21 protein-coding genes and 2 pseudogenes are annotated in these 18,570 nt (G+C 37.0%); 7 read left to right on the forward strand and 16 right to left on the reverse strand.

All coding sequences use genetic code 11. From position 1 onward, the window contains the following. Positions 1–194: 194 nt before the first annotated feature. From N178_RS25655 to N178_RS02710, 4 genes are all read right to left on the reverse strand, one after another. Positions 195–362: a Fur-regulated basic protein FbpA gene (locus tag N178_RS25655; protein ID WP_080754423.1), complete on the reverse strand. Its 168-nt coding sequence runs from the start codon at positions 360–362 to the stop codon at positions 195–197. Between the two features lie 231 nt (positions 363–593). Further along, the gene (locus N178_RS02700) at positions 594–2,087 is read right to left on the reverse strand and encodes a sodium:solute symporter family protein (RefSeq protein WP_045290264.1); all 1,494 of its coding nucleotides are present in this window, start codon (positions 2,085–2,087) and stop codon (positions 594–596) included. Next, positions 2,087–2,284 (reverse strand): DUF3311 domain-containing protein, encoded by a 198-nt coding sequence (locus N178_RS02705; RefSeq protein WP_045290266.1) that lies wholly within the window; start codon positions 2,282–2,284, stop codon positions 2,087–2,089. The genes N178_RS02700 and N178_RS02705 overlap by 1 nt, the downstream gene beginning before the upstream one ends. A 321-nt stretch (positions 2,285–2,605) precedes the next feature. Further along, positions 2,606–3,460 (reverse strand): STAS domain-containing protein, encoded by an 855-nt coding sequence (locus tag N178_RS02710; protein WP_045290268.1) that lies wholly within the window; start codon positions 3,458–3,460, stop codon positions 2,606–2,608. 234 nt (positions 3,461–3,694) lie between these two features. Between N178_RS02710 and N178_RS02715 the strand changes: the two genes are divergently transcribed. Next, complete coding sequence (locus N178_RS02715; protein WP_013083117.1) at positions 3,695–4,201, forward strand: PCYCGC motif-containing (lipo)protein; 507 nt, start codon at positions 3,695–3,697, stop codon at positions 4,199–4,201. Positions 4,202–4,300: 99 nt separating this feature from the next. Here the strand turns inward: N178_RS02715 and N178_RS02720 are convergent, their stop codons facing one another. After that, entirely contained in the window at positions 4,301–5,278 is a 978-nt protein-coding gene (locus tag N178_RS02720) for a ring-cleaving dioxygenase (RefSeq protein WP_013057008.1), read from the reverse strand. Between the two features lie 246 nt (positions 5,279–5,524). Further along, positions 5,525–5,635, reverse strand: a pseudogene (locus tag N178_RS25660) (acetyltransferase); the annotation flags it as partial. A gap of 216 nt (positions 5,636–5,851) precedes the next feature. On the opposite strand from N178_RS25660, the gene N178_RS27370 reads away from it, so the two are divergent. From N178_RS27370 to N178_RS25665, 3 genes are all read left to right on the forward strand, one after another. Beyond that, complete coding sequence (locus N178_RS27370; protein WP_237758377.1) at positions 5,852–6,055, forward strand: hypothetical protein; 204 nt, start codon at positions 5,852–5,854, stop codon at positions 6,053–6,055. Positions 6,056–6,214: 159 nt separating this feature from the next. Further along, positions 6,215–6,751, forward strand: a complete 537-nt coding sequence (locus N178_RS02730; RefSeq protein WP_045290273.1) for a PIN domain-containing protein — start codon at positions 6,215–6,217, stop codon at positions 6,749–6,751. Between the two features lie 127 nt (positions 6,752–6,878). After that, positions 6,879–7,106 (forward strand): hypothetical protein, encoded by a 228-nt coding sequence (locus N178_RS25665; protein ID WP_080890132.1) that lies wholly within the window; start codon positions 6,879–6,881, stop codon positions 7,104–7,106. A 14-nt stretch (positions 7,107–7,120) separates the two neighbouring features. Here N178_RS25665 and N178_RS02735 read toward each other — a convergent pair whose 3' ends face one another. The 3 genes and pseudogenes from N178_RS02735 to N178_RS02750 all read right to left on the reverse strand — a co-directional run bounded on the left by N178_RS02735 (position 7,121) and on the right by N178_RS02750 (position 10,823). Further along, entirely contained in the window at positions 7,121–8,014 is an 894-nt protein-coding gene (locus N178_RS02735) for a helix-turn-helix domain-containing protein (protein WP_045290275.1), read from the reverse strand. A gap of 939 nt (positions 8,015–8,953) precedes the next feature. Continuing rightward, positions 8,954–9,211: a hypothetical protein gene (locus tag N178_RS02740; protein WP_045290277.1), complete on the reverse strand. Its 258-nt coding sequence runs from the start codon at positions 9,209–9,211 to the stop codon at positions 8,954–8,956. Positions 9,212–9,892: 681 nt separating this feature from the next. Beyond that, a pseudogene (locus N178_RS02750) lies at positions 9,893–10,823 on the reverse strand (alpha/beta hydrolase). A 200-nt stretch (positions 10,824–11,023) separates the two neighbouring features. On the opposite strand from N178_RS02750, the gene N178_RS02755 reads away from it, so the two are divergent. After that, complete coding sequence (locus tag N178_RS02755; RefSeq protein ID WP_045290279.1) at positions 11,024–11,299, forward strand: hypothetical protein; 276 nt, start codon at positions 11,024–11,026, stop codon at positions 11,297–11,299. A 33-nt stretch (positions 11,300–11,332) separates the two neighbouring features. Here the strand turns inward: N178_RS02755 and N178_RS02760 are convergent, their stop codons facing one another. From N178_RS02760 to N178_RS02770, 3 genes are all read right to left on the reverse strand, one after another. Further along, the gene (locus tag N178_RS02760) at positions 11,333–12,181 is read right to left on the reverse strand and encodes a YihY/virulence factor BrkB family protein (protein WP_045290281.1); all 849 of its coding nucleotides are present in this window, start codon (positions 12,179–12,181) and stop codon (positions 11,333–11,335) included. A gap of 189 nt (positions 12,182–12,370) precedes the next feature. Continuing rightward, positions 12,371–12,574: an alpha/beta-type small acid-soluble spore protein gene (locus N178_RS02765; protein ID WP_013056997.1), complete on the reverse strand. Its 204-nt coding sequence runs from the start codon at positions 12,572–12,574 to the stop codon at positions 12,371–12,373. 127 nt (positions 12,575–12,701) lie between these two features. Continuing rightward, complete coding sequence (locus N178_RS02770) at positions 12,702–13,562, reverse strand: dimethylarginine dimethylaminohydrolase family protein (RefSeq protein ID WP_045290283.1); 861 nt, start codon at positions 13,560–13,562, stop codon at positions 12,702–12,704. Between the two features lie 208 nt (positions 13,563–13,770). Between N178_RS02770 and N178_RS02775 the strand changes: the two genes are divergently transcribed. Beyond that, positions 13,771–15,942: an MMPL family transporter gene (locus N178_RS02775; RefSeq protein WP_045290285.1), complete on the forward strand. Its 2,172-nt coding sequence runs from the start codon at positions 13,771–13,773 to the stop codon at positions 15,940–15,942. Positions 15,943–15,987: 45 nt separating this feature from the next. Here N178_RS02775 and N178_RS02780 read toward each other — a convergent pair whose 3' ends face one another. Both N178_RS02780 and N178_RS02785 read right to left on the reverse strand, forming a co-directional pair. Next, positions 15,988–16,287, reverse strand: coding sequence for a YxcD family protein (locus N178_RS02780; RefSeq protein ID WP_013056994.1), 300 nt, complete (start codon positions 16,285–16,287; stop codon positions 15,988–15,990). Next, positions 16,275–16,730 carry a hypothetical protein gene (locus N178_RS02785; protein ID WP_033578944.1) on the reverse strand — a complete coding sequence of 152 codons (456 nt, stop codon included), beginning with the start codon at positions 16,728–16,730 and terminating at the stop codon, positions 16,275–16,277. The genes N178_RS02780 and N178_RS02785 overlap by 13 nt, the downstream gene beginning before the upstream one ends. Before the next feature lie 581 nt (positions 16,731–17,311). On the opposite strand from N178_RS02785, the gene N178_RS02790 reads away from it, so the two are divergent. Further along, positions 17,312–17,917 (forward strand): RraA family protein, encoded by a 606-nt coding sequence (locus N178_RS02790; protein WP_045290287.1) that lies wholly within the window; start codon positions 17,312–17,314, stop codon positions 17,915–17,917. Between the two features lie 22 nt (positions 17,918–17,939). Here N178_RS02790 and N178_RS02795 read toward each other — a convergent pair whose 3' ends face one another. Beyond that, positions 17,940–18,302: a VOC family protein gene (locus tag N178_RS02795; protein WP_045290289.1), complete on the reverse strand. Its 363-nt coding sequence runs from the start codon at positions 18,300–18,302 to the stop codon at positions 17,940–17,942. Between the two features lie 38 nt (positions 18,303–18,340). After that, on the reverse strand, positions 18,341–18,538 hold the full coding sequence (locus tag N178_RS02800; RefSeq protein WP_013056990.1) for a cold-shock protein: 198 nt from the start codon (positions 18,536–18,538) through the stop codon (positions 18,341–18,343). Positions 18,539–18,570 lie beyond the last annotated feature (32 nt).

Here is an 18,570-nt window from a genome sequence, read left to right on the forward strand (position 1 = left end):
ATTCGCTTATTTCTTAAGTGTTGAGTTATAAGTTTGAGGAATACGCTTGGAAATAGCGAGGTTGTAAACGCACCGGAAGAAAAAGAAAAGTGCCTGCTTTCAAACAAAAAAGCCGCGGAGGAACAAACTGAACAGCTGGTGTTTGCACACATATACGAAATCAGCTGAATTTCTAATAATCTGGGAGATTTTAATTATACTTCTCTTACCTTTTGGCTTTGAAGATCGTGATGCGTTTGTTCTAGTTCACTTAAATTCAATTCGTACAAATGTCTCCCGTCTTCTGCTTTAAAGTAACCCGATTCAATAATTTGATTCATTAAAAGATCTTTCTTTTGCTCAAATGCTTTTTCAGATGTCATGTTATCATCTCCTTTTTTAGGTGAATATCTTTCATAGAAAAGACGTACACCGCTTGTGGCATACGTCTTGCTGCTTTTCACACTCGTTACCTATGTTTAAAAACAACGCAATCGTTACATTTTATCGAGAAGGCTGCTCTTTGTATGTCTTGCAGCCATATTGAATATTTTGGTGATGCACTATTTTTATACCCGTCATGATGTTCTTAAAACGCAATTGGAAAAAGATTTTCACAAAATTTGTTTTCCATCTACTGCCCCGCTTTCAAAATGCGGCTGTGCTGCAATTTTTTTCGTTGCTAAACTGACCACCATTAATACAACTAAATTAACAAATAAAGAAATAACGCCGACATTTGTATCTTTAATGATTTGTGGCAACGCAGGAAACAATGTGCCAAGCGTTGTTTCAGTAATCGTTATATACATCACAGACGCAATGCCGGCAACAATACCTGCACACGCCCCGTATTTAGTCACGATATTGTTTTTCATTAAACTAAAAATGAAAGCAGGAAACAGCTGCGTCACAATGCTATAGCCCATCAGTAAAAGCGTTACAATCGTATTTCCTCCATAAAGCGTAAAATAAACTGAAACAAGTGCAATAACCGGTATGAAGCATTTAGCCAGCATCGAAATTTGTTTGCCCGTCGCTGAGGGAACAAGAACGGCATAAACGTTTTTAGATAGTGACGTAGAAGCTGCCATCAAAAGCATCGATCCAGGCACAAGTGCTGTTAATAAACCAGCCGCGCCAATAAAGCCGACAATCCACGGATCAAATGTTTGAATGGAAAGACGAAGCAGTGACAAGTCCGCTTCTGCACCTTGTAGTCCAGGTACCTGCATAAGAGCAGTAAACCCTACAAAAAAGACAAAAAGCAGCATTAACGTATAAATAGGACTTATAATAGAATTCTTTCGAAATACATTCTCGTTTTCAGCTGAATATGTTGCATTAAACGTATGCGGCCACATGTAAAATCCTAATACGGTGAGCATGACTGTAGAAATAAACCACGAAATACTCAGCCCTGTCTTGGGAAGAGTGAGAAACGTTGGATTTGCTTGATGCACAGCCTCAAACATTGGCTGTAAGCCTCCGTAGTAATGAAACGGCATATATATTCCTAAAAATAATACGACAATAAAAATCATAATGTCTTTGACAATAGCCGTCCACGCAGAACCGTGTATGCCTGATATCATTAAGTAAACCGTTAATGATATGGCGCCAATCCAAATGGATGCGGTTGAAGAGATAGAGCCATAAGAAGCTTCAGATACAATAATACCTAAGCCTTTAAATTGTAAAATAATATAAGGAACAATTGCCAGCACCCCTGCGCAAGAAACAACGATGCCTAGAAACGGGCTGTTGTATTTTGAAACAAAAAAATCGGGCTGAGACATGAGCTTATGTTGCTTCGCATATCGCCATATTTGCGGACCAATCCAATACCCTAACACGTACGCTAAAGAAATATAGGCTAAAATATAAAATGCTGGCCCTCCTTTTCCATATGCCCAAGCGCTTCCTCCTAGAAACGTAAAAGTAGTATAGATTTCACCCGCCATCAAAAAGAAGACAAAAATAGTTCCAAAACCTCTGCCGCCTACGCTCCACTGTTCTAAATCCATTTTTTTGCCCCGCGTAGCTCGAATTCCAAGATAAATAGCTAAAAGTAAAAAACCAAAAATAATAATCAGAGCGGTATTCATTATTTATCTCCTCCTTTAACAGCAGGATCGAGCTTGTACACAATGCCCATAATAAAAGACGTAAGGATTACCCACATAACAATCCAAAAAAGAAAAAAAGGCATTCCTAAAATAAACGGCGTCACTTTGTTAACAAGTGGCAATAAACCTAATATTCCTACAAACGGAAGCAGGCAAAGAAGATAAATTATTTTCATAGAACTCCTCCTTAATCACACGGCTTATCGGTACTTATCTAGGACTTTAACTATTTCATTATGTACTTCTCTTATTCTTCTCTTTACACCTCCATTCTTGAGCTAAACGAGACGTTTGGCATAGAAAACCTCCGTTTGTTTGCTCCTTAGTATCTTCCATTTCTCCCCAGGTGAAAAGCAGTTTGTAAGACATGATTACAAACTTTTGAATGCAGCAGAATATTATTTCATATTTTCATATACAGAATATAGACAAACAAAAAAACGGAACTGAAAGTAAAGGGCTCAAACAGTTCCGTTTCGATCTAGCATTTCTATACTTTATTCTTTCTCTTTTTTCTTTACACCAAGCGAAGAGAGAGCTTGTTTTAAATGTCCAAACGTTTCAATTTTATTAAAACTAATTCCTACATTAACAGCCGTCTGAGCCATGTCAGGGCTCAATCCTGACATAATCGCATGGATGCCTAACAGCTGCAAAATGTTAATCAAATCAAAAAATTTGTGAGCGACATACGTATCTACATAATTTACACCTGATAAGTCAATGACTAGGTGCCTTATATGTTTTTCTGCACATCTTTTTGGAACAACCTCGATAATAGAATCACCTTTGATTTCATCAATAAGCCCTACCAAAGGCAAGACCGCGATGTGGTCTACAATTGGAATAACAGGAAAACTCGTTTCGTCGATTAGCTCTTGCTGAAGACTTATTTTTTGCCTTGTGATTTTATAATACTGTTCGGAAAATTCATTAATGAGTTTATCAAATGTTGTGTGATAAACTTCACTCCAAGACAGTATATCTTCTTTTGTAATAGATGAATGTATCAGGCTATATGCTTTGACATACGTCCAAATAATTTTTCTTGTTTTGCTTAGTGCTTCTACTACCTCGTAAATCGGCGTATCAAATTTAATTCTGCTGTTTACTACTTCCGTCGTCCATTTCATCATACGTTGTTTGAAAATCTCTTGATCTTCAAGAAAGCCGCTCGCAATTGTTTCGATCGTATAAAGATGCTGCTCGCGCAGCTTTTTCTCAACTGAAGCATCTGCGTCCTTTGAGTAAATTGATCCTTTAATATTACTTCTTTGGCGCAGCCATTCTTCACTGATAGAGGCTGAATTCTCTAAAATATATTCAAAAAGACGTTGATTTTGTTCACTCACTACTGTTTAACCTCCGTTCACTTTCTCCTTCTGTCCAATTACTTACAAAACGCACCTTATGTTAAATTCATGCTTCATATTTTTTCCTCGCCCACCTCTATCATACACGATAACCGCTCTGCATACTTATAGAGAATTAGATATAAACAAGCAAGTATTTGATTATCTACATAGATAAACTGCCGTGTATGATGCAACTATCATTTATTTTTACATGAAAGGATGTTAATTGTATTGAAAAAATCAATTATTTTGTTGGGAATTCTCGCTACAAGTATTGGATTATCCGCTTGCTCAAACAATACAACAACTTCTTCTGCTACAAATTCTTCTGCACATTCAGGTCATGAACATCATAAAGCTGCAGTTGCTGATATTCGCGAAGAGACTCCAGGAGCAGATGTTTTACCACAGTTTTTGAAGAACCAGCCTAAAGACATGAAACTAGTTTATCTGTCCGTTGCTAAAAATCGTGAACTACTTGAAAAAATCCCTTGCTACTGCGGATGTGGCATGGAAGCGAATCACAAAAATAGCTATGACTGCTTTATTTTTAAAAACAAAAGAAATGGAGCAGTTGTCTGGGATGATCATGGAACAAAATGCGGATTGTGTATAGAAATTGCAGCTAAAGCTATGCTCGACTATAACCGAGGCAAATCAATAAAAGATATTCGCAAAGACATTGATGAAAAATACAAAGAAGGCTATGCACAACCGACTCCTACTCCTTCCTTGTAAAACATTGACATTTTTTACGTTAAACATTCGCGACAGATATATGTAAAAGCAGAAAACATCAAAAAACACTCAAATAACTATTTGAGTGTTTTTTGTGTACTATTCTTTCACAAACTCTTTTGTACTTCTTACTGTATCAATCGGACGCACGAGCTTCTCAATTTCTGCACGTTTTGGCTCCAAAAATGGAGGCAGTGATAATTTTTCTCCGAGCGTTTCGTAAGGTTCATCTCCCATAAATCCTGGTCCATCTGTCGCAAATTCAAATAAAATTTGCGGAGCCACTCTTGCATACAACGATTCAAAGAAGTGACGATTCACATAACCAGACGTATGGAAACCGAAGCTTGGCATTCGGTTAATCCATTCTTCAAGAGCCTGTCGATTTTCCACGCGAAAAGCAACGTGATGAACAGTTCCAAAACCTTGCTGAGCCTGCGGAAGTTTTTCATTGTGTTCGACTACTACTTGCGCACCGTTTCCTCCTTCTCCTACTTCAAATAGGTGGAGATCTCCTTCTTGAGCAATCTCTTTAAATAAAAGGACTTTTTCCATCATTTCTTTAAAGTAATTAAACTCGGCAATACGAATAAAGATAGGACCGAGTCCCGTAATAGCGTATTGAAGAGGTACAGGGCCTTTTTGCCAAGGAGTGCCTGATTCAACTCCTTGATTTCCTTCATCGGAAATTAACTGATACTGCTGATCATCAAAATCAACAAACGAAAGCGTCTTTTTCCCAAATAGCTCTTGAATTCCCGTATGCTTTACTTCTAAGCGATCAAAGCGCTTTACCCAATAGTCTAAAGCCTCATCATTTGGAACGCGGAAAGATGTTTTTGAAATTTCATTTGTTCCGTGAAAACCTTTTGGAATGCCTGGAAAATCAAAAAAAGTCATGTCCGTTCCGGCGCTTCCTTTATCATCTGCAAAAAACAAATGATACGTTTGAATATCATCTTGATTGACCGTTTTTTTAACTAAGCGCATACCTAACACATAGGTGAAAAATTCATAATTCTTTTCTGCACTGCTTGTAATAGCCGTTACGTGGTGTATTCCTTTTAAGTGGTTCATTCTACATTCCTCCGGATAAATCGTCTAGTTTATCATTTATTATTTATCTTTAATTTAAATATCTTTAATTAAAGATAATATACCATGATTAATTTTCCTTTGTCAATAAAGTATGGATGATCTCGGAAGGAAATATGTAGGTTTTTACATTTTATCAAAATCTCATAAATGAAGACGGACCAAATCAGCAATAAAGCATCGTATAAACAAAGAGTTTTTACAATTCAAAAGCTCTTTGTTTATTCTTTAATCTTCAATACGTTTAATTGTAACTGCAGGATTGCCTCCGACTATCACGTTATCAGGAACATCTTTTGTCACAACGGCACCTGAAGCAATTACCGTATTGTTGCCTATTTCCTTCTTTAACCTATACTGATTCATTTCTCTCACACGCTATCATGTTTTTAACCCTTTGTCCGGTATTCGCTGAGATCATCACCCACCAGGCAAACATCAATTAATTCAATAACTCCCGGCAGCTAACTTTTTTAATCTTTTTATATAAAAGGAATAGTAAGAAAAAACTTCATCACATATACTATATAAATTTATATAAAAGGCAGGGATATCATGAAAGCACAGCGCTTGGTAGATGACCAAAAAGGAACGTACAGCAAGGAAGTTCAAAAGCACTTCAAAATAAAAATAAATGGAAAAATTTACACACAACCCTTGCCGCAATCACCTTCCTCACCCCCTGTGAATAAAAAAACCTTAAATATAAACCTCAAAATAAAGTTCTACGCACGTATGATAAAAAAGATCAAGTGGTAAACGGCACACAAGAAAAGCTCATAAAATCTGCAAAAACTAGATTAACTAAATATGAAAAGCTTCTATTAAGCAATCAGCTTTCAGAATCTGCGGCTCTTTACTCACCTTTTGGGTTAGAAGAGCTCGTACGAATGGCTAGTAGAGAGGAGTGAACGATTTGTGTTGGATGAAAAAGTAATTATTGATACAAACATTTGGGCTTCACATGCGCTTAATTATCCAGAAGTTGTGGAGTATATTAATGAACTTATTTCAAATAATGCAGAATTTTTAATGCCTACCGTTGTAGAAATGGAACTTCTGTCGCATTGGGAAGTAGAAACAAACCCTCAAGTCAAAGCAGTAAAAAATCATTATATTTACGATATGACAGATAAAATTGTAGACGTTACAAGTGAAATTGCACAGCTAGCAGCTCAAATTCGCAGAAAAGCTAAAATAGAATCCAATAAAAAAATTAAAGGCCCAGATGCGATGATTGCCGCATCTGCTTTTATACATAATGCAAAACTGATTTCCAACAACAATAAAGATTTTGCTTGGATTACATTTAATTTCAGCTACCGAGGCCAACCATTATCTTATGTAAATCCTATTAAAGACACGATTGCTTACGCTTCCTTTATTAAAAGCTTCGAACTGCCTACTTTGCCTCACGCATCAGATACCTTACAAAAAAATAAAAAGGACAACTAATTTCTTTTTTGTTAAAACACTCCTTATCTCCTGTCAAATTTTCAAAAGGGAAATTTGATGGGTACATACTCCAATTCTTTCTATAATGAATACAGTAAAAAGCATAAAAACTTAGGCGGTGAAAAGAGTGAATTATCAATATTACCCGGAACAACCTTTAGAAGAGTATCAATATGGCTATGATTATTATTCGAATCCCCATGAAGCTGACGAAAGATTCCCTTATGGTTATTATCCATATCCTCGCCCTCGTCCATTTTATCCTTACCCTTATCCTCGTCCTATCTATTACCACCCCCCTTACTTTTACCCTCGTCCTCGTCCGTTTTACCCACACCCAGTGTATTGGAGATAAAAAAAGAAGAGCGATCAGCTCTTCTTTTTTGTTTCTTGATATTTAGACATCTCTTCTTTAATAATAGTGACAAACGCTTCATTTTGCTCAATTTCAAAAACGGTAATAGCTTTTTCGAGGTAGGCTATTCCTTCTTTAAGCTCACCAAGCTGACAGAGTGCCTCTCCAATTTGATAGTGCAGTTCTCCCAATAAATAAAGCGTCTCATGCTGAATACACAGCTCTAGTCCTGCTTGTGCATACTTAACCGACTTTTCATAACGTTCCATTTGCAAAAGCGCACGCGATAATCCATATAAAATTCGAATTTTGACAAGAGGATCTTTTAACTTAGGAAGCAAAGCAATATGCTGCAATCCTTCCATAAACGTACTGAACGCTTTTTTTAAATGACCTTCTTCTTCATAAATAATGGCAATACTATTTAAAATAGCAATCTCTTTTTCTGAATAAAACTGTTCGCTCGTACGCGTGAACGCAATGGCTTTTTCCAATTTACGAAGCGCTTGTTCAAATTTATTTCCAATATAATAATCACATATGGCTTCGTGCCATAGGAAAAATTGTGCGTGAAAAGGATCTTGAAACATAGGATTATCTTTTTCTTTGTTCACCATATGTAACACGGTTTCATAATCGCGTTTTCGTATATAATGCCTAATGGTCGATTTAATTTCTTTTGAATAATCGTTGGGCGTTAGCTCTCCTGCTTCAAAGAAATAATTCATCGGAACCCCTAAGCGTTTCGATAAATGATAGAGAACTTCACTGCTTGCATGAATTTCACCTTGTTCAAATCGATGTAGCTCTTCTTCTGTACAAATTCCTTCTGATAACTCGACAGTTGTCATTTCCGCAATCTTTCGCAGATCTTGAATCAGCTGACCTACTTGTTTTTTATCATTCAAAAAATCACCTTACTTAATGTCGTCAATAAACTCTGTGAAAACAACGTTCCATTACGTTTTTATAAGTCTATTGTACCATTTAGGTGGTTTTTTTATCAATAGAAATAAGAAAATAATTCCAAAGGAAATTCTTGAAATTATAATTAAATTATTTCAAACAACCTCCAGCTTCTTCTTTAGTCATATCCCCTCTTTGTACAGCAGTCATAACTTGATCGCAATAGTATGATGTTTGACTATATCCTTCTTCATCAATTTCTTTTTGAATCTGTTCCTTTGCTTCATCGGAGAAATTAGCATCTTGTTCAGCAATGATTTGAGCTTCATATGCTTCTTGTTCTGCCTGTTCTTTAGCTAATCTTTCTTCTTCTTCCTTATTCAGTTCCTCCTCAATCTCAGCCTCTTCAGCCCATGTTTCAGCTTGATTTGCTTCATAATTATCGATTGTTTCTTGACTAACTGGAGATTCCGCTTCCTTCTTTTGCTCTGCTTATTGAGCTGATACACGTTGTTCTTCGGCAATCTTTTGTTGTCTTTGTTGTTCGGCTATTTCTACTTGTTGTTTAGCTTCCGCTTCCTCTTTTGCTTTTTGTTCTGCTAATTCTTTAGCCTTCCTTTCTTCTTCAACTTTTGTAGCGTACGCACGGAAATCTTTCTGTTCATCTTGAATTTGTATAGATTCAGATTTCTTATTTAATTCTATATGGGTTACTAGATTAAAAGGCTTTCCCTTCCTTATCTACTCTCTGTTCCTTGTACTCTTAATGATTATCTTTTTTGCACTTGTCACAATATGTATCATAAGCTAATTGACAACATTCCTCTGTGTTACATATCTTAGATGGCTTTTTAGGCATGTTGTTTAGCCACCTTTTTTACCCTTTATTATTTAGCACATATTTTAATTTGCATACTATAGATATAATAAAAAGCCACTCTTCAGAGTGACTTAGCATTAGATTTATTCTTTACTTCTTCAGGTACATAATCTAGGAGTGTGGATATTATCATATTAAAATGCCATGGAGTAAGGTTATTACCAGCCCTTTCTTTTAACTCAGTTCTTAGTTTTTCGCCCCATACTGGATATTTATTATTACTTTGTGCTTCCTCTAACATATGATCTACTACATTTATTACTTTATAATACTCATTTTCTTTTACACTGATATAATAATCTTTTTGTTCATAATCCATAACTCCATCTCCTTTTAGTTACTTATCATTTTCCCTTCATTAACCAAATCAAACTTGTTAATTACCTAAAATAAAAAGTCGACCCTATGATTGACTTTCTCCACTGAATTAAATATCATCCCTTTCAGTCGCTTTAAATACTGCTTTAATTTTGTAGGTATCTTTCTTACCTTTTACGGCAGTAACTCTTGTAATCAGTTCAATAATAACCCCTGAAACTGAATGGTATTGCAGGTCCTGAAATAGGCGTCTGCCCCCCACCCAAAAATTTTGGAGCTTTCGCAGGATACCCTAACGGATAATTTCCCCACCAACTGTCAACTTCACCACTAGAATTCAGTACATATCCAGTAGGACGTCCAAAAGAAGGCATGAAATAAGGGTAGAAAGCATAGTTAAAAGGAGTATAAAAATTAGAATAGAACATTTAATCACCTACTTTGTTTCAACTTGTAAAAACCTTCATTAAGATATGAAATCTTTTCTTTTATTGTGAAGCATCATTTTCAATAACTTCTATAACATTGTCTTTATTTATAACATTGAAATAACTTTAAAAGAGATAATAGGCTATTTTTTTGACACTCTTTTTAACCTTTTCTCCCTCCAAATACAGAAAAAACAGCACATCAATGTGCTGTTTTTTTCAAGTTACTATGCTTTATGACACTATATATATCCTTAAATAGAATCAAATACTTGACGCAGTTGAGCTGCGCTTTTATTGATCGCCTGCTGAGCAAGCGGGACAAATTCATGAAACCCTAAAAACCCGTGAATCATTGTTTCATAATTTTCGTAGGTGACGGGAACACCGTGATTTTTTAATGCGTCCGCGTAGTCTTTTCCGCTATCTCTTAGAGGGTCGTACTGTGCTGTAAGAATGGTAGCGCTCGGTAGACTTGATAGGTCGTCCAGTAATACCGGAGCGTTATAGGGATGCTGTTCTTCTTCTTTATTATTTAAGTACTGAAGGCGAAACCAATCCATAAGATCTTTTGAAAGAAGATATCCTTCGGAATTTTCCTTCATAGATGCAGGGTGCTGATTTTTAAATCCTACAGATGGATAAATAAGCAGCTGATGAACAATGGATGGACCTTGTCTTTGTTTTGCTAAAATGCTTACAACCGCAGCAAGGTTGCCACCGGCACTGTCGCCCCCGAGGCAATTTTGTTGAATCGATATTTAATTGAGACGCATGAGCTGCAATCCAGTCCAAGGCGTCATAGGCATCGTTCACCGCAGCGGGAAATTTATCTTCAGGAGCAAGGCGGTAATCAACAGACACTACAATACAGTTTGTTTCATTTGCATACGATCTGCATATGGAGTCATGAGTATCTAAGCTTCCTAATACCCAGCCACCTCCGTGATAATAAACAAGCGCGGGAAATGCCCCTGTTCCTTCAGGTTCATACACTCGTATAGTGAGCGTACGTTCATTTAATTGGATTTCTTTATTATATACTTTTTTAACTGCTTCTTTGGAAGGAGTTAAAGACATCTTTTCCATTTCTCTCAGCTGCGGGGGTGTAACGTCCTCTAAAGAAGGACGGGGCATTTCATTATATTGATTTAGAAATATTTGAATATGCGGATCTAACGGCATTCTTCTTCTCTCTCCTTTCAAGGTAACTCTATATGTAATGATGAATGAAATTTCAGAAAAAATCCAATATATTGTCTTCTCAGCAGGCTTTTGTTTGTTTTGATTAAAAATGGGTATAACAATTAAATAAAGAGGATGATATTCGTATATATTTTATTCTCACCTATATAAATATAAATACGTACAAAGGAGGCACAACGATGATTATTGTGTATATAAGCTTAGCTGTTGTTTTGGCATCACTTGCGTATCTTATTTACGCAGGCGTAGCATTTAATAAAAAAATCAAGCCAACTGTGAACTCTGTAAATGCCACTTCTCAACATCTTCAAAACGAAACTGATCATATCAAAGAAAAAACAAATCATTTAAAGGTAACGCAAGCAGCGATTAAAACCGATGTACAGTACAAAAAAGATTCGGTCAAATATACAGCCAACTCATTTAAACAGCTTGTTAATAGCTTTAAACGTTAAAAAAGGAAACCTCTATAAAGGTTTCCTTTTTTATTACATCGCCTGAGACGTATCTTTAGGAGGCGCAGCCGTTTTGTTTCGGTGATAAATAGCGTTAATCTCTCCTCCAATAACGAGAATTAACCCCGTTAAAAATAGCCAAAGCATCAGAACAATCACGCCTCCTAAGCTTCCATAAGTAGCAGAATAATTACCAAAGTTGCTTACGTAAAATGAGAACCCTAAAGATGTCAGCTGCCATAGCAGCGTAGCAGCGAGCGCTCCGGGCCATACGTGGGCAAAAGGAAACGTTTTGTTTGGAGCTAATCTGTATAACACGGATAAAACAAGTACCATAATGCCGACACCGATAATCCAGCGCAGAATATTTAAAATCACTGTTGTACCTGAAGGAAGAGAAAACCATTCGCTTATCCAATTTAACAAAACCCCTCCGAACACTGGTAAAAGAAGCGATACAACAATTGTTACAATCAATCCAATTGTTAAAAGAATGGACAAGCCTCTTACTTTAATAAACGAGCGCTGTTCTTTCACGTCGTAGGCTTGGTTCATTGCACGGATAAAGGCGTTCATACCGTTTGAAGCGGACCAAATGGTTCCTAAAATCCCTACAGTCAGTAACCCGCCGTTTGGTTGGCTCACAAATTGAGCTACGTTATCTTTAAAGATTGCAGCCGTTTCTCCCGGCATAACGCTTTGAAGAAGATCGATTGCCTCTTCCGGTTTAATCGATAGATACGGAACAATCGATATCAGTAAAATAAGCATAGGGAATAATGATAGCATATAATAATAGGCTTGCTCAGCCGCTAGTCCCGTTGCTTGGTCTTCTTGAATTTCTTTACCAAGACTTTTTCCAAATGATAATAGCTTTTTCATGATAAACCTCTACTTTCTCTTTTTTTGTTCTTTTCCCATTTTATGCACTTTTCAACCTTGAAAGTGGAGAATTTCAGGCAAAATCTCAAATTAAGCGACCAAGAGAAAGTAGAATGATGTTTCCTACACAAAAAAAGTTCCGGCTCAAAAGAGCCAGAACTTTTCATCAAAGTGTTTATGTAGAGCAGACTAGCGAATGTGTCCCTGTGCACCGCTTAATTGCTGCTGCGCCATTGCAACAAGATGCTTCGTCATTTCTCCACCAACAGAACCATTTGCGCGAGCCGTTTGTTCCGCGCCAAGCTGAACGTTAAGTCTTCCCGCGATTTCCGTTTTTAACTGATCAAGAAGCTGTTCAGCACCTTGAACTAAAATAGGATTACGATTTGCCATGTTTATCACTCCTTTCCTTCAACAGCTTATATAGGTTAATGTTCCTTTCACTTGAAATTTTATACAACATCCTTCAAAAAAAAGATCCCTGGCTATCGCCGAGATCTTTTTTTCTTTTTAAGCTTTTTTATACTCGTTCAAGAGGCATTGTACAGCAGCGGAAAGAACCGCCGGATTTAATAATTTCAGATATATCAACTTCAATTACTTTATAGCCTCGTTTCCTTAACTCTTCATTCACTTCTGTATTCATTGGAAGACTGATCACCCGTTGATTACCGATTGATAATACATTGGTTCCCATCGTAAACTGCTCTTTTTTTGTTACTTCAATTAAGTCATATTTCATGCGAAGTAAATTTAATTCTTTTTCATGTAAAGCTGGTGAAAATACGAGTGCTTCTGTAGGTGATAAAATATTTAACACACAATCAAGGTGAAGATAAGACCGATCAATAGGAATCGGAACAACCTCATACGCTGGAAGCAGCTCTTGGATATGCTCCACGCCTTCTTTACTTGTACGGTCGCTGAGTGCAATAAAAATAGCTTGTCCATCAATCAGCACGTCTCCCCCTTCAATAGGATGGTCCGGTACCTGATGAAAGGGAATACCTTGGTGCTGCAGCCAGTCTGCTAGCACTTGCTCTTCTCCGCTTCGAATTTCGCTGCCCATTTTCGTGACAATAATGGTATCTCCGAGCGTATAGCCAATATCCCGCGTAAATACTTGTTCTGGAAATGGCTCTTGTGCAGATAGCCCGATGACTTCCACTCCTTCTTTTTGAAGGCATTCGACAAATTGACGGTGCTGCTTTGAAGCCAAGCTCTCATCAATATTTTCGTCCGCATAATGCTTTTGTGTTTCATTAATAATTTCTTCAATCTTCATATATGTAGGCGGGCAAACAATCACACGTTTTAATGTATCATACTCATTTTTACACCCATAACGATTCGTCATTTTAGCTGGCTGTTTCATTTGCATCTTTTTATATCCCCCTTCGTGCATTTATGTACAGTGTTCCCTAAATCGCCTGAAACATAAACACGATTTTGCTAAGGAAACAACCCTGCGCCCCTATATAAAAAAGCTTTTTCAAGCAAGAAAAACAAAAAAACACAATACTTCTTCTAATTACAATAACTGTTAGTATAAAATAGTCTAGTAACTGTACAGAAAATTGGAGGTTAATATGAATAAAGTAGCGAACGCATTATATGCGGGCAGAAAAATTTTATTACTACTGTGGATCATCCTAATTGTCGGATTTGGCTTTTATGCGGCTAAGCTTCCTTCCGTGCTGGGAGGAAACGGATTTGAAATGAAAGGAATGTACAAAGATACAGAGCAGCTTTTAGTTAATAAATTTGATGTTAGCGAAGCTCAGATCATCGTTTTGTTTGAAAAAAAAGACGGAGTTTCTGACTCCAAATTCCAGCAAACGATCGCTCAGTATATGCAAAAAGCAAAGGACAAATCAAACGCGTCGAAAGTCGACATCCCAACGGCTTCTAACAAGATGATAAAAGGAAACACAGCGTACGGAATTATCCATTTTAATCACGATGATGGAACAATGGATAAACGAGTAGAAAAGATCAGAACTCTTTCATCTGAAGAAAAAGAAGTTAGTGTAAAATTAACCGGTCGTCCTATTATTGAAAAAGATATGAATACAGCAAGCCAAGCTGATTTAGCAAAAGCGGAAGCAATCGGCCTTCCTGTTGCTTTAGTTGTGCTTCTTCTAGCTTTTGGCGGCGTGATAGCCGCTGCAATTCCTCTTATGATAGGAATTGTAACCGTCGTTACCACCATGGGCGTTGTCTATTTCTTTCATCCGTACACAGAGCTGTCCATCTTCATTTTAAACGTGATTCCAATGATTGGATTAGCTCTTAGTATTGACTTTGCCCTTTTATTTATTAATCGCTTTAAAGAAGAAATTCAAGCAAAGTCGGTAGAACAAGCAATCAAAATCACCATTCAAACAGCGGGACGCTCAGTCATCTTCTCAGGATTATGCGTATTTATTGGATTAGCGGGAATGCTGTTTATTCAAGTTGATATTTTTCAAAACGTCGCTCTTGGAGGAATGGCTGTTGTTTTTATTGCTGTATTTTCAGCTCTTACACTGCTTCCTTCCATACTTGCTATATTAGGTACACGCATTAACCGTTTACGCATCTTAAAAGTCAGTGAACAAGGCGGTCAGTCTAGGTGGCGTTCATTCGCTACATTTGTCATGAAAAAGCCTGTAACTATGACGATTGTTTCTCTTATCATTCTATTAGTAGCACTTATTCCCGTTCGAGACATGCATCTAGAAATACCTTCTTCAGAAGCGCTGCCAACAAAATACGAGTCCCGTCAAGCTTTTGACACGTATAACGATACGTTTACAAATAAAAACACGGCCGACGTTTATTTTGTGTTAGAAGCTAAGCAAGATATGCTGAATGAGAAGTCTTTAAAAAATGCCTTTACTTTTATAAAACAATTAAAAGAAGATTCGTTAGTTAAGCAAGTCGATTCTATTTCTACCGCTTTAAGCGTAAAATCAAGTGATCAGCTTCAAGCTATGCTGGAAAACCCGCAGATAAGTGCGCAAACAAAGCCAGCTGTAGATTCGTTCATTAACGGACATTATATGCTCATAAAAGCTACGCTAGATACAGACCAAAACTCAGATCAAGCGAAAGATTTTGTTCGAAAATGGAAAGAGAAACGTTCACCTTTCACCGTTCATATTGGCGGCTATCCAAAATTTGAACAAGAAATATTCGATGAAATTTATGAAAAAGCTCCGTATGGCTTGGCTCTTGTTTTATTTTCAACGTATGTCATTTTAATGATTGCTTTTCGTTCTGTACTCATTCCTTTAAAGGCTATCATTATGAATATTTTAAGCTTAACGGCTACGTTTGGTTTACTTGTATGGCTGTTTCAAAATGGACATTTAGGTCTTACCCAATCCAATATTGCTTTAGTGCTGCCAGTCTTTGTTTTCGGCCTCGTATTTGGGCTTAGCATGGACTACGAAGTCTTTTTGATTTCGCGCATTCACGAAGTGTATCATCAAACCCGTGATAACAATGTGGCAACGGTAGAAGGCTTAGCTTCCACTAGTAAAATCATTACGAGCGCTGCTTTAATTATGATTGTGATTACAGGAGCCTTTGCTTTTACAGACGTAACGCCTGTTAAACAAATGGGGGTAGGAATTGCTTTAGCTATATTTATCGATGCAACGATTGTCAGAATGCTTCTTGTCCCTTCTCTTATGAAATTGCTTGGAGATGCCAACTGGTGGTTTTTTACTAAAAAACGCGATAAGTCTAGTTCCAACGAACAGGTAAAATCATAATAAAAAAACCCGCTCACTTGAGCGGGTTTTGCATTGAAGATTTCTTTATCGACTTAATTTAGCAAAAGCGATAATACCTTCTTCATCGTCTAATTCCAGTTCTAGTCCTGCTGCGTATGGGTCTACGTTCATTTCCGTATCCAGCCAAAAGCGCAGCGCTTCAATAATGTTCAAAGTAATATGAACCTGTTTACGATCATGCACATATGACTCTGCTGAAAAGCCGTAGTCATCATCATACATTAGCTCAATCTCTACTTCTTGAGGCTGAACTTGTTTTTTTTCTGCGATATACAAACACATCGCATTGATAATATCTTGTTCAGAAATTTTTATTGTCTCCAAGATTTCACTTCCTCATTTTTACGCTTGTTGCTACGTACGCTTTGGAATAACTTTACTACAAGAAGAATTAAAGCTACAATTACAAGCATGTTTACCATAAAGCCTAAAATTGGGCCTAATGGTCCTAAGCTAGATAGTAAGCTTCCAAATAATAAGCCAGCAATTCCTCCCATTAAAAGACCTTTCATCAAGCCGCCGCGCTTTGAGCCAGCCGCTGTACTTTTAGATGATGAGTTTTTAGACGTATTGTTTTGCTTAACTGAATTACTGTTATTGTTTTTAAATAAGCTTGATTGGTTATTGCTTCCACTGTCAAAAGAGCGCTTTCCTGATTTATACCCTTTTGCACTTGCTACGTTTGAACCGTCATGAATAAGTGATCCACCTACTGGTGAAAACACAACCGCTAATGCGATAAATGCGGCCAATAATTTTTTTACCATTGCTTTCCCTCCACTAAATGACTAACGTCACATATGTTTTTTCATATATGATTTCCATATATGTTCCTACGTTTCATCATACCAAAAGGTTTCACTTTTTTATATAAAAATGCATCAAGCTCCATCAAATGTTCACAGGATTAAACATTTGCACGTATTTCGTGTGTATATAAGACTATTTAAGTGTAAATCAAAGACATTCACAAAACTAACAAAGGTTCTTCCTTCATCCTCATTAAATACAGCTTATTTTACACTTTGTGGAAAATATTATCTAAAGCCACTTTTGCAGAGTTCTTTGGTTTCTCCCCTTCTTTCATAATGTTTTTATAGGCTATCTTCTCCTTTGTTACTAATTAAAGGATATATGTGCTTATATGACGAATACCATACGAGAAACAGCGCCTCAAAGATATAATACAATGCATTAAAAATTGGCTCTGAAAGATTCTAGTGCTGTACGTTTGCAGTTAATTAATTGGTGGTCAATGCTTCACGTTATCTACTTGCCTTCTCATAAATAAGAGCTTTCTCTTATATGAATATGTATAGATAGACTAAAGTTAAAAAGGAGAGATACGATGTTGAATGAACAGCTCCCATTATCAACAGCAAATTTATCAGATGCAATGGAAGGTGCCAACCACTTGGACTTTTCCATTAAGCCATTGCAGCGTCATTACAAACTATTTGGGCCGGCTCTTACCGTAGATACGCCTGCTGGCAATAATTACTCGGTGCTTGAAGCGATTCGACTAGCGGAGCCCGGAAGTGTGCTCGTTATCGATGGAAAAAGCTACTGTAACCGTGCCTTAGCAGGAGATTTCGTAGTAGCCATGGCGAAGCTTGTTGGAATAAACGGTATTGTACTAGATGGTGTTATACGAGATCAAGAAGACATTGAAAAACTCGATTTCCCCGTATTTTGTAAGGGCTCTACGATCGCAGCAAGCAGCAAAAAAGAAAAAGGAACAGTAAATGAAACCATTTCATGCGGGGGCGTGAAGATTCACCCTGGCGATTTTATTGCAGGTGACGACGGTGGAGTCATTGTCATTCCTAAGGATGAAGCCGAAGAAGTTTTAGCAAAAGCACGAGAAAAATGGCAAAAAGATAAAGACAGAGAAAATGAAGTATTAATTAGCAAAGAAACGGTATATACGTATTTAGATAACGCCCTAAAATAAAAGACCTCCGCTTGGAGGTCTTTTATTTGTCATATTGTAAAATTTCTAATCGATTTCCGAACGGGTCGTGGACAAAAAAACGCTCTCTCCCTGCAATAGGCTCTTCTTCAGAAAGAACGCATCCCCAATGTGCCAACTTATGTCTAAGCGTCTTGATATCTTCCACGACAAAAGCAGGATGCGCTTTTTTAGCAGGTATGTAGTCATCTTGAATACTGATATGAACTTCTTGAGTCCCACATTGAAACCATATGCCGCCTCTGTGCCTTAAATTTTCCGGCTTAAGAACAGTTTTCATCCCTAAAAGATTTTCATAAAAATTTCTTGCTTCTTGCTCGCATCCTTCTGGACCAAGAAGCTGAACATGATCAATTCCCAGAAACATCCACAAACTCCTTTCAAAAAACGTCTTCCTAAAAGTTATTAATCAATGACTCTAGGATTATGAATAACCTGGAGTTCTTTTACAGCTTGCTTCATTTCGCTTTTGCAAATTGGACAAGTTGGCTGATCTCCGCTTTTAAAGTTATCTCGAACCCAACAATTACACGTATCTGATGTACATTCCCAAACTTTTGTTTCTTCAATAACAGCCGGCTCTAAATTTTTACGATTATACATACACATCGTCTCCTTTAAACAGTACTTTTTAA

It is taken from the genome of Priestia aryabhattai B8W22 (assembly GCF_000956595.1).
Lineage (GTDB): Bacteria > Bacillota > Bacilli > Bacillales > Bacillaceae_H > Priestia > Priestia aryabhattai.

Excerpts from the sequence above, each read along its gene's own strand:
- N178_RS02795 (WP_045290289.1), bottom strand. The coding sequence starts at position 18,302 with ATGTTTCTGGGAATTGATCATGTTCAGCTTCTTGGTCCAGAAGGATGC.
- N178_RS02790 (WP_045290287.1), top strand. The coding sequence starts at position 17,312 with ATGTTGAATGAACAGCTCCCATTATCAACAGCAAATTTATCAGATGCA.
- N178_RS27370 (WP_237758377.1), top strand. The coding sequence starts at position 5,852 with ATGAAAGCACAGCGCTTGGTAGATGACCAAAAAGGAACGTACAGCAAG.
- N178_RS02705 (WP_045290266.1), bottom strand. The coding sequence starts at position 2,284 with ATGAAAATAATTTATCTTCTTTGCCTGCTTCCGTTTGTAGGAATATTA.
- N178_RS02760 (WP_045290281.1), bottom strand. The coding sequence starts at position 12,181 with ATGAAAAAGCTATTATCATTTGGAAAAAGTCTTGGTAAAGAAATTCAA.
- N178_RS02700 (WP_045290264.1), bottom strand. The coding sequence starts at position 2,087 with ATGAATACCGCTCTGATTATTATTTTTGGTTTTTTACTTTTAGCTATT.
- N178_RS25655 (WP_080754423.1), bottom strand. The coding sequence starts at position 362 with ATGACATCTGAAAAAGCATTTGAGCAAAAGAAAGATCTTTTAATGAAT.
- N178_RS02740 (WP_045290277.1), bottom strand. The coding sequence starts at position 9,211 with ATGGATTATGAACAAAAAGATTATTATATCAGTGTAAAAGAAAATGAG.
- N178_RS02770 (WP_045290283.1), bottom strand. The coding sequence starts at position 13,562 with ATGCAAATGAAACAGCCAGCTAAAATGACGAATCGTTATGGGTGTAAA.
- N178_RS02800 (WP_013056990.1), bottom strand. The coding sequence starts at position 18,538 with ATGTATAATCGTAAAAATTTAGAGCCGGCTGTTATTGAAGAAACAAAA.
- N178_RS02775 (WP_045290285.1), top strand. The coding sequence starts at position 13,771 with ATGAATAAAGTAGCGAACGCATTATATGCGGGCAGAAAAATTTTATTA.
- N178_RS02755 (WP_045290279.1), top strand. The coding sequence starts at position 11,024 with ATGATTATTGTGTATATAAGCTTAGCTGTTGTTTTGGCATCACTTGCG.
- N178_RS02720 (WP_013057008.1), bottom strand. The coding sequence starts at position 5,278 with ATGAACCACTTAAAAGGAATACACCACGTAACGGCTATTACAAGCAGT.
- N178_RS02765 (WP_013056997.1), bottom strand. The coding sequence starts at position 12,574 with ATGGCAAATCGTAATCCTATTTTAGTTCAAGGTGCTGAACAGCTTCTT.
- N178_RS02785 (WP_033578944.1), bottom strand. The coding sequence starts at position 16,730 with ATGGTAAAAAAATTATTGGCCGCATTTATCGCATTAGCGGTTGTGTTT.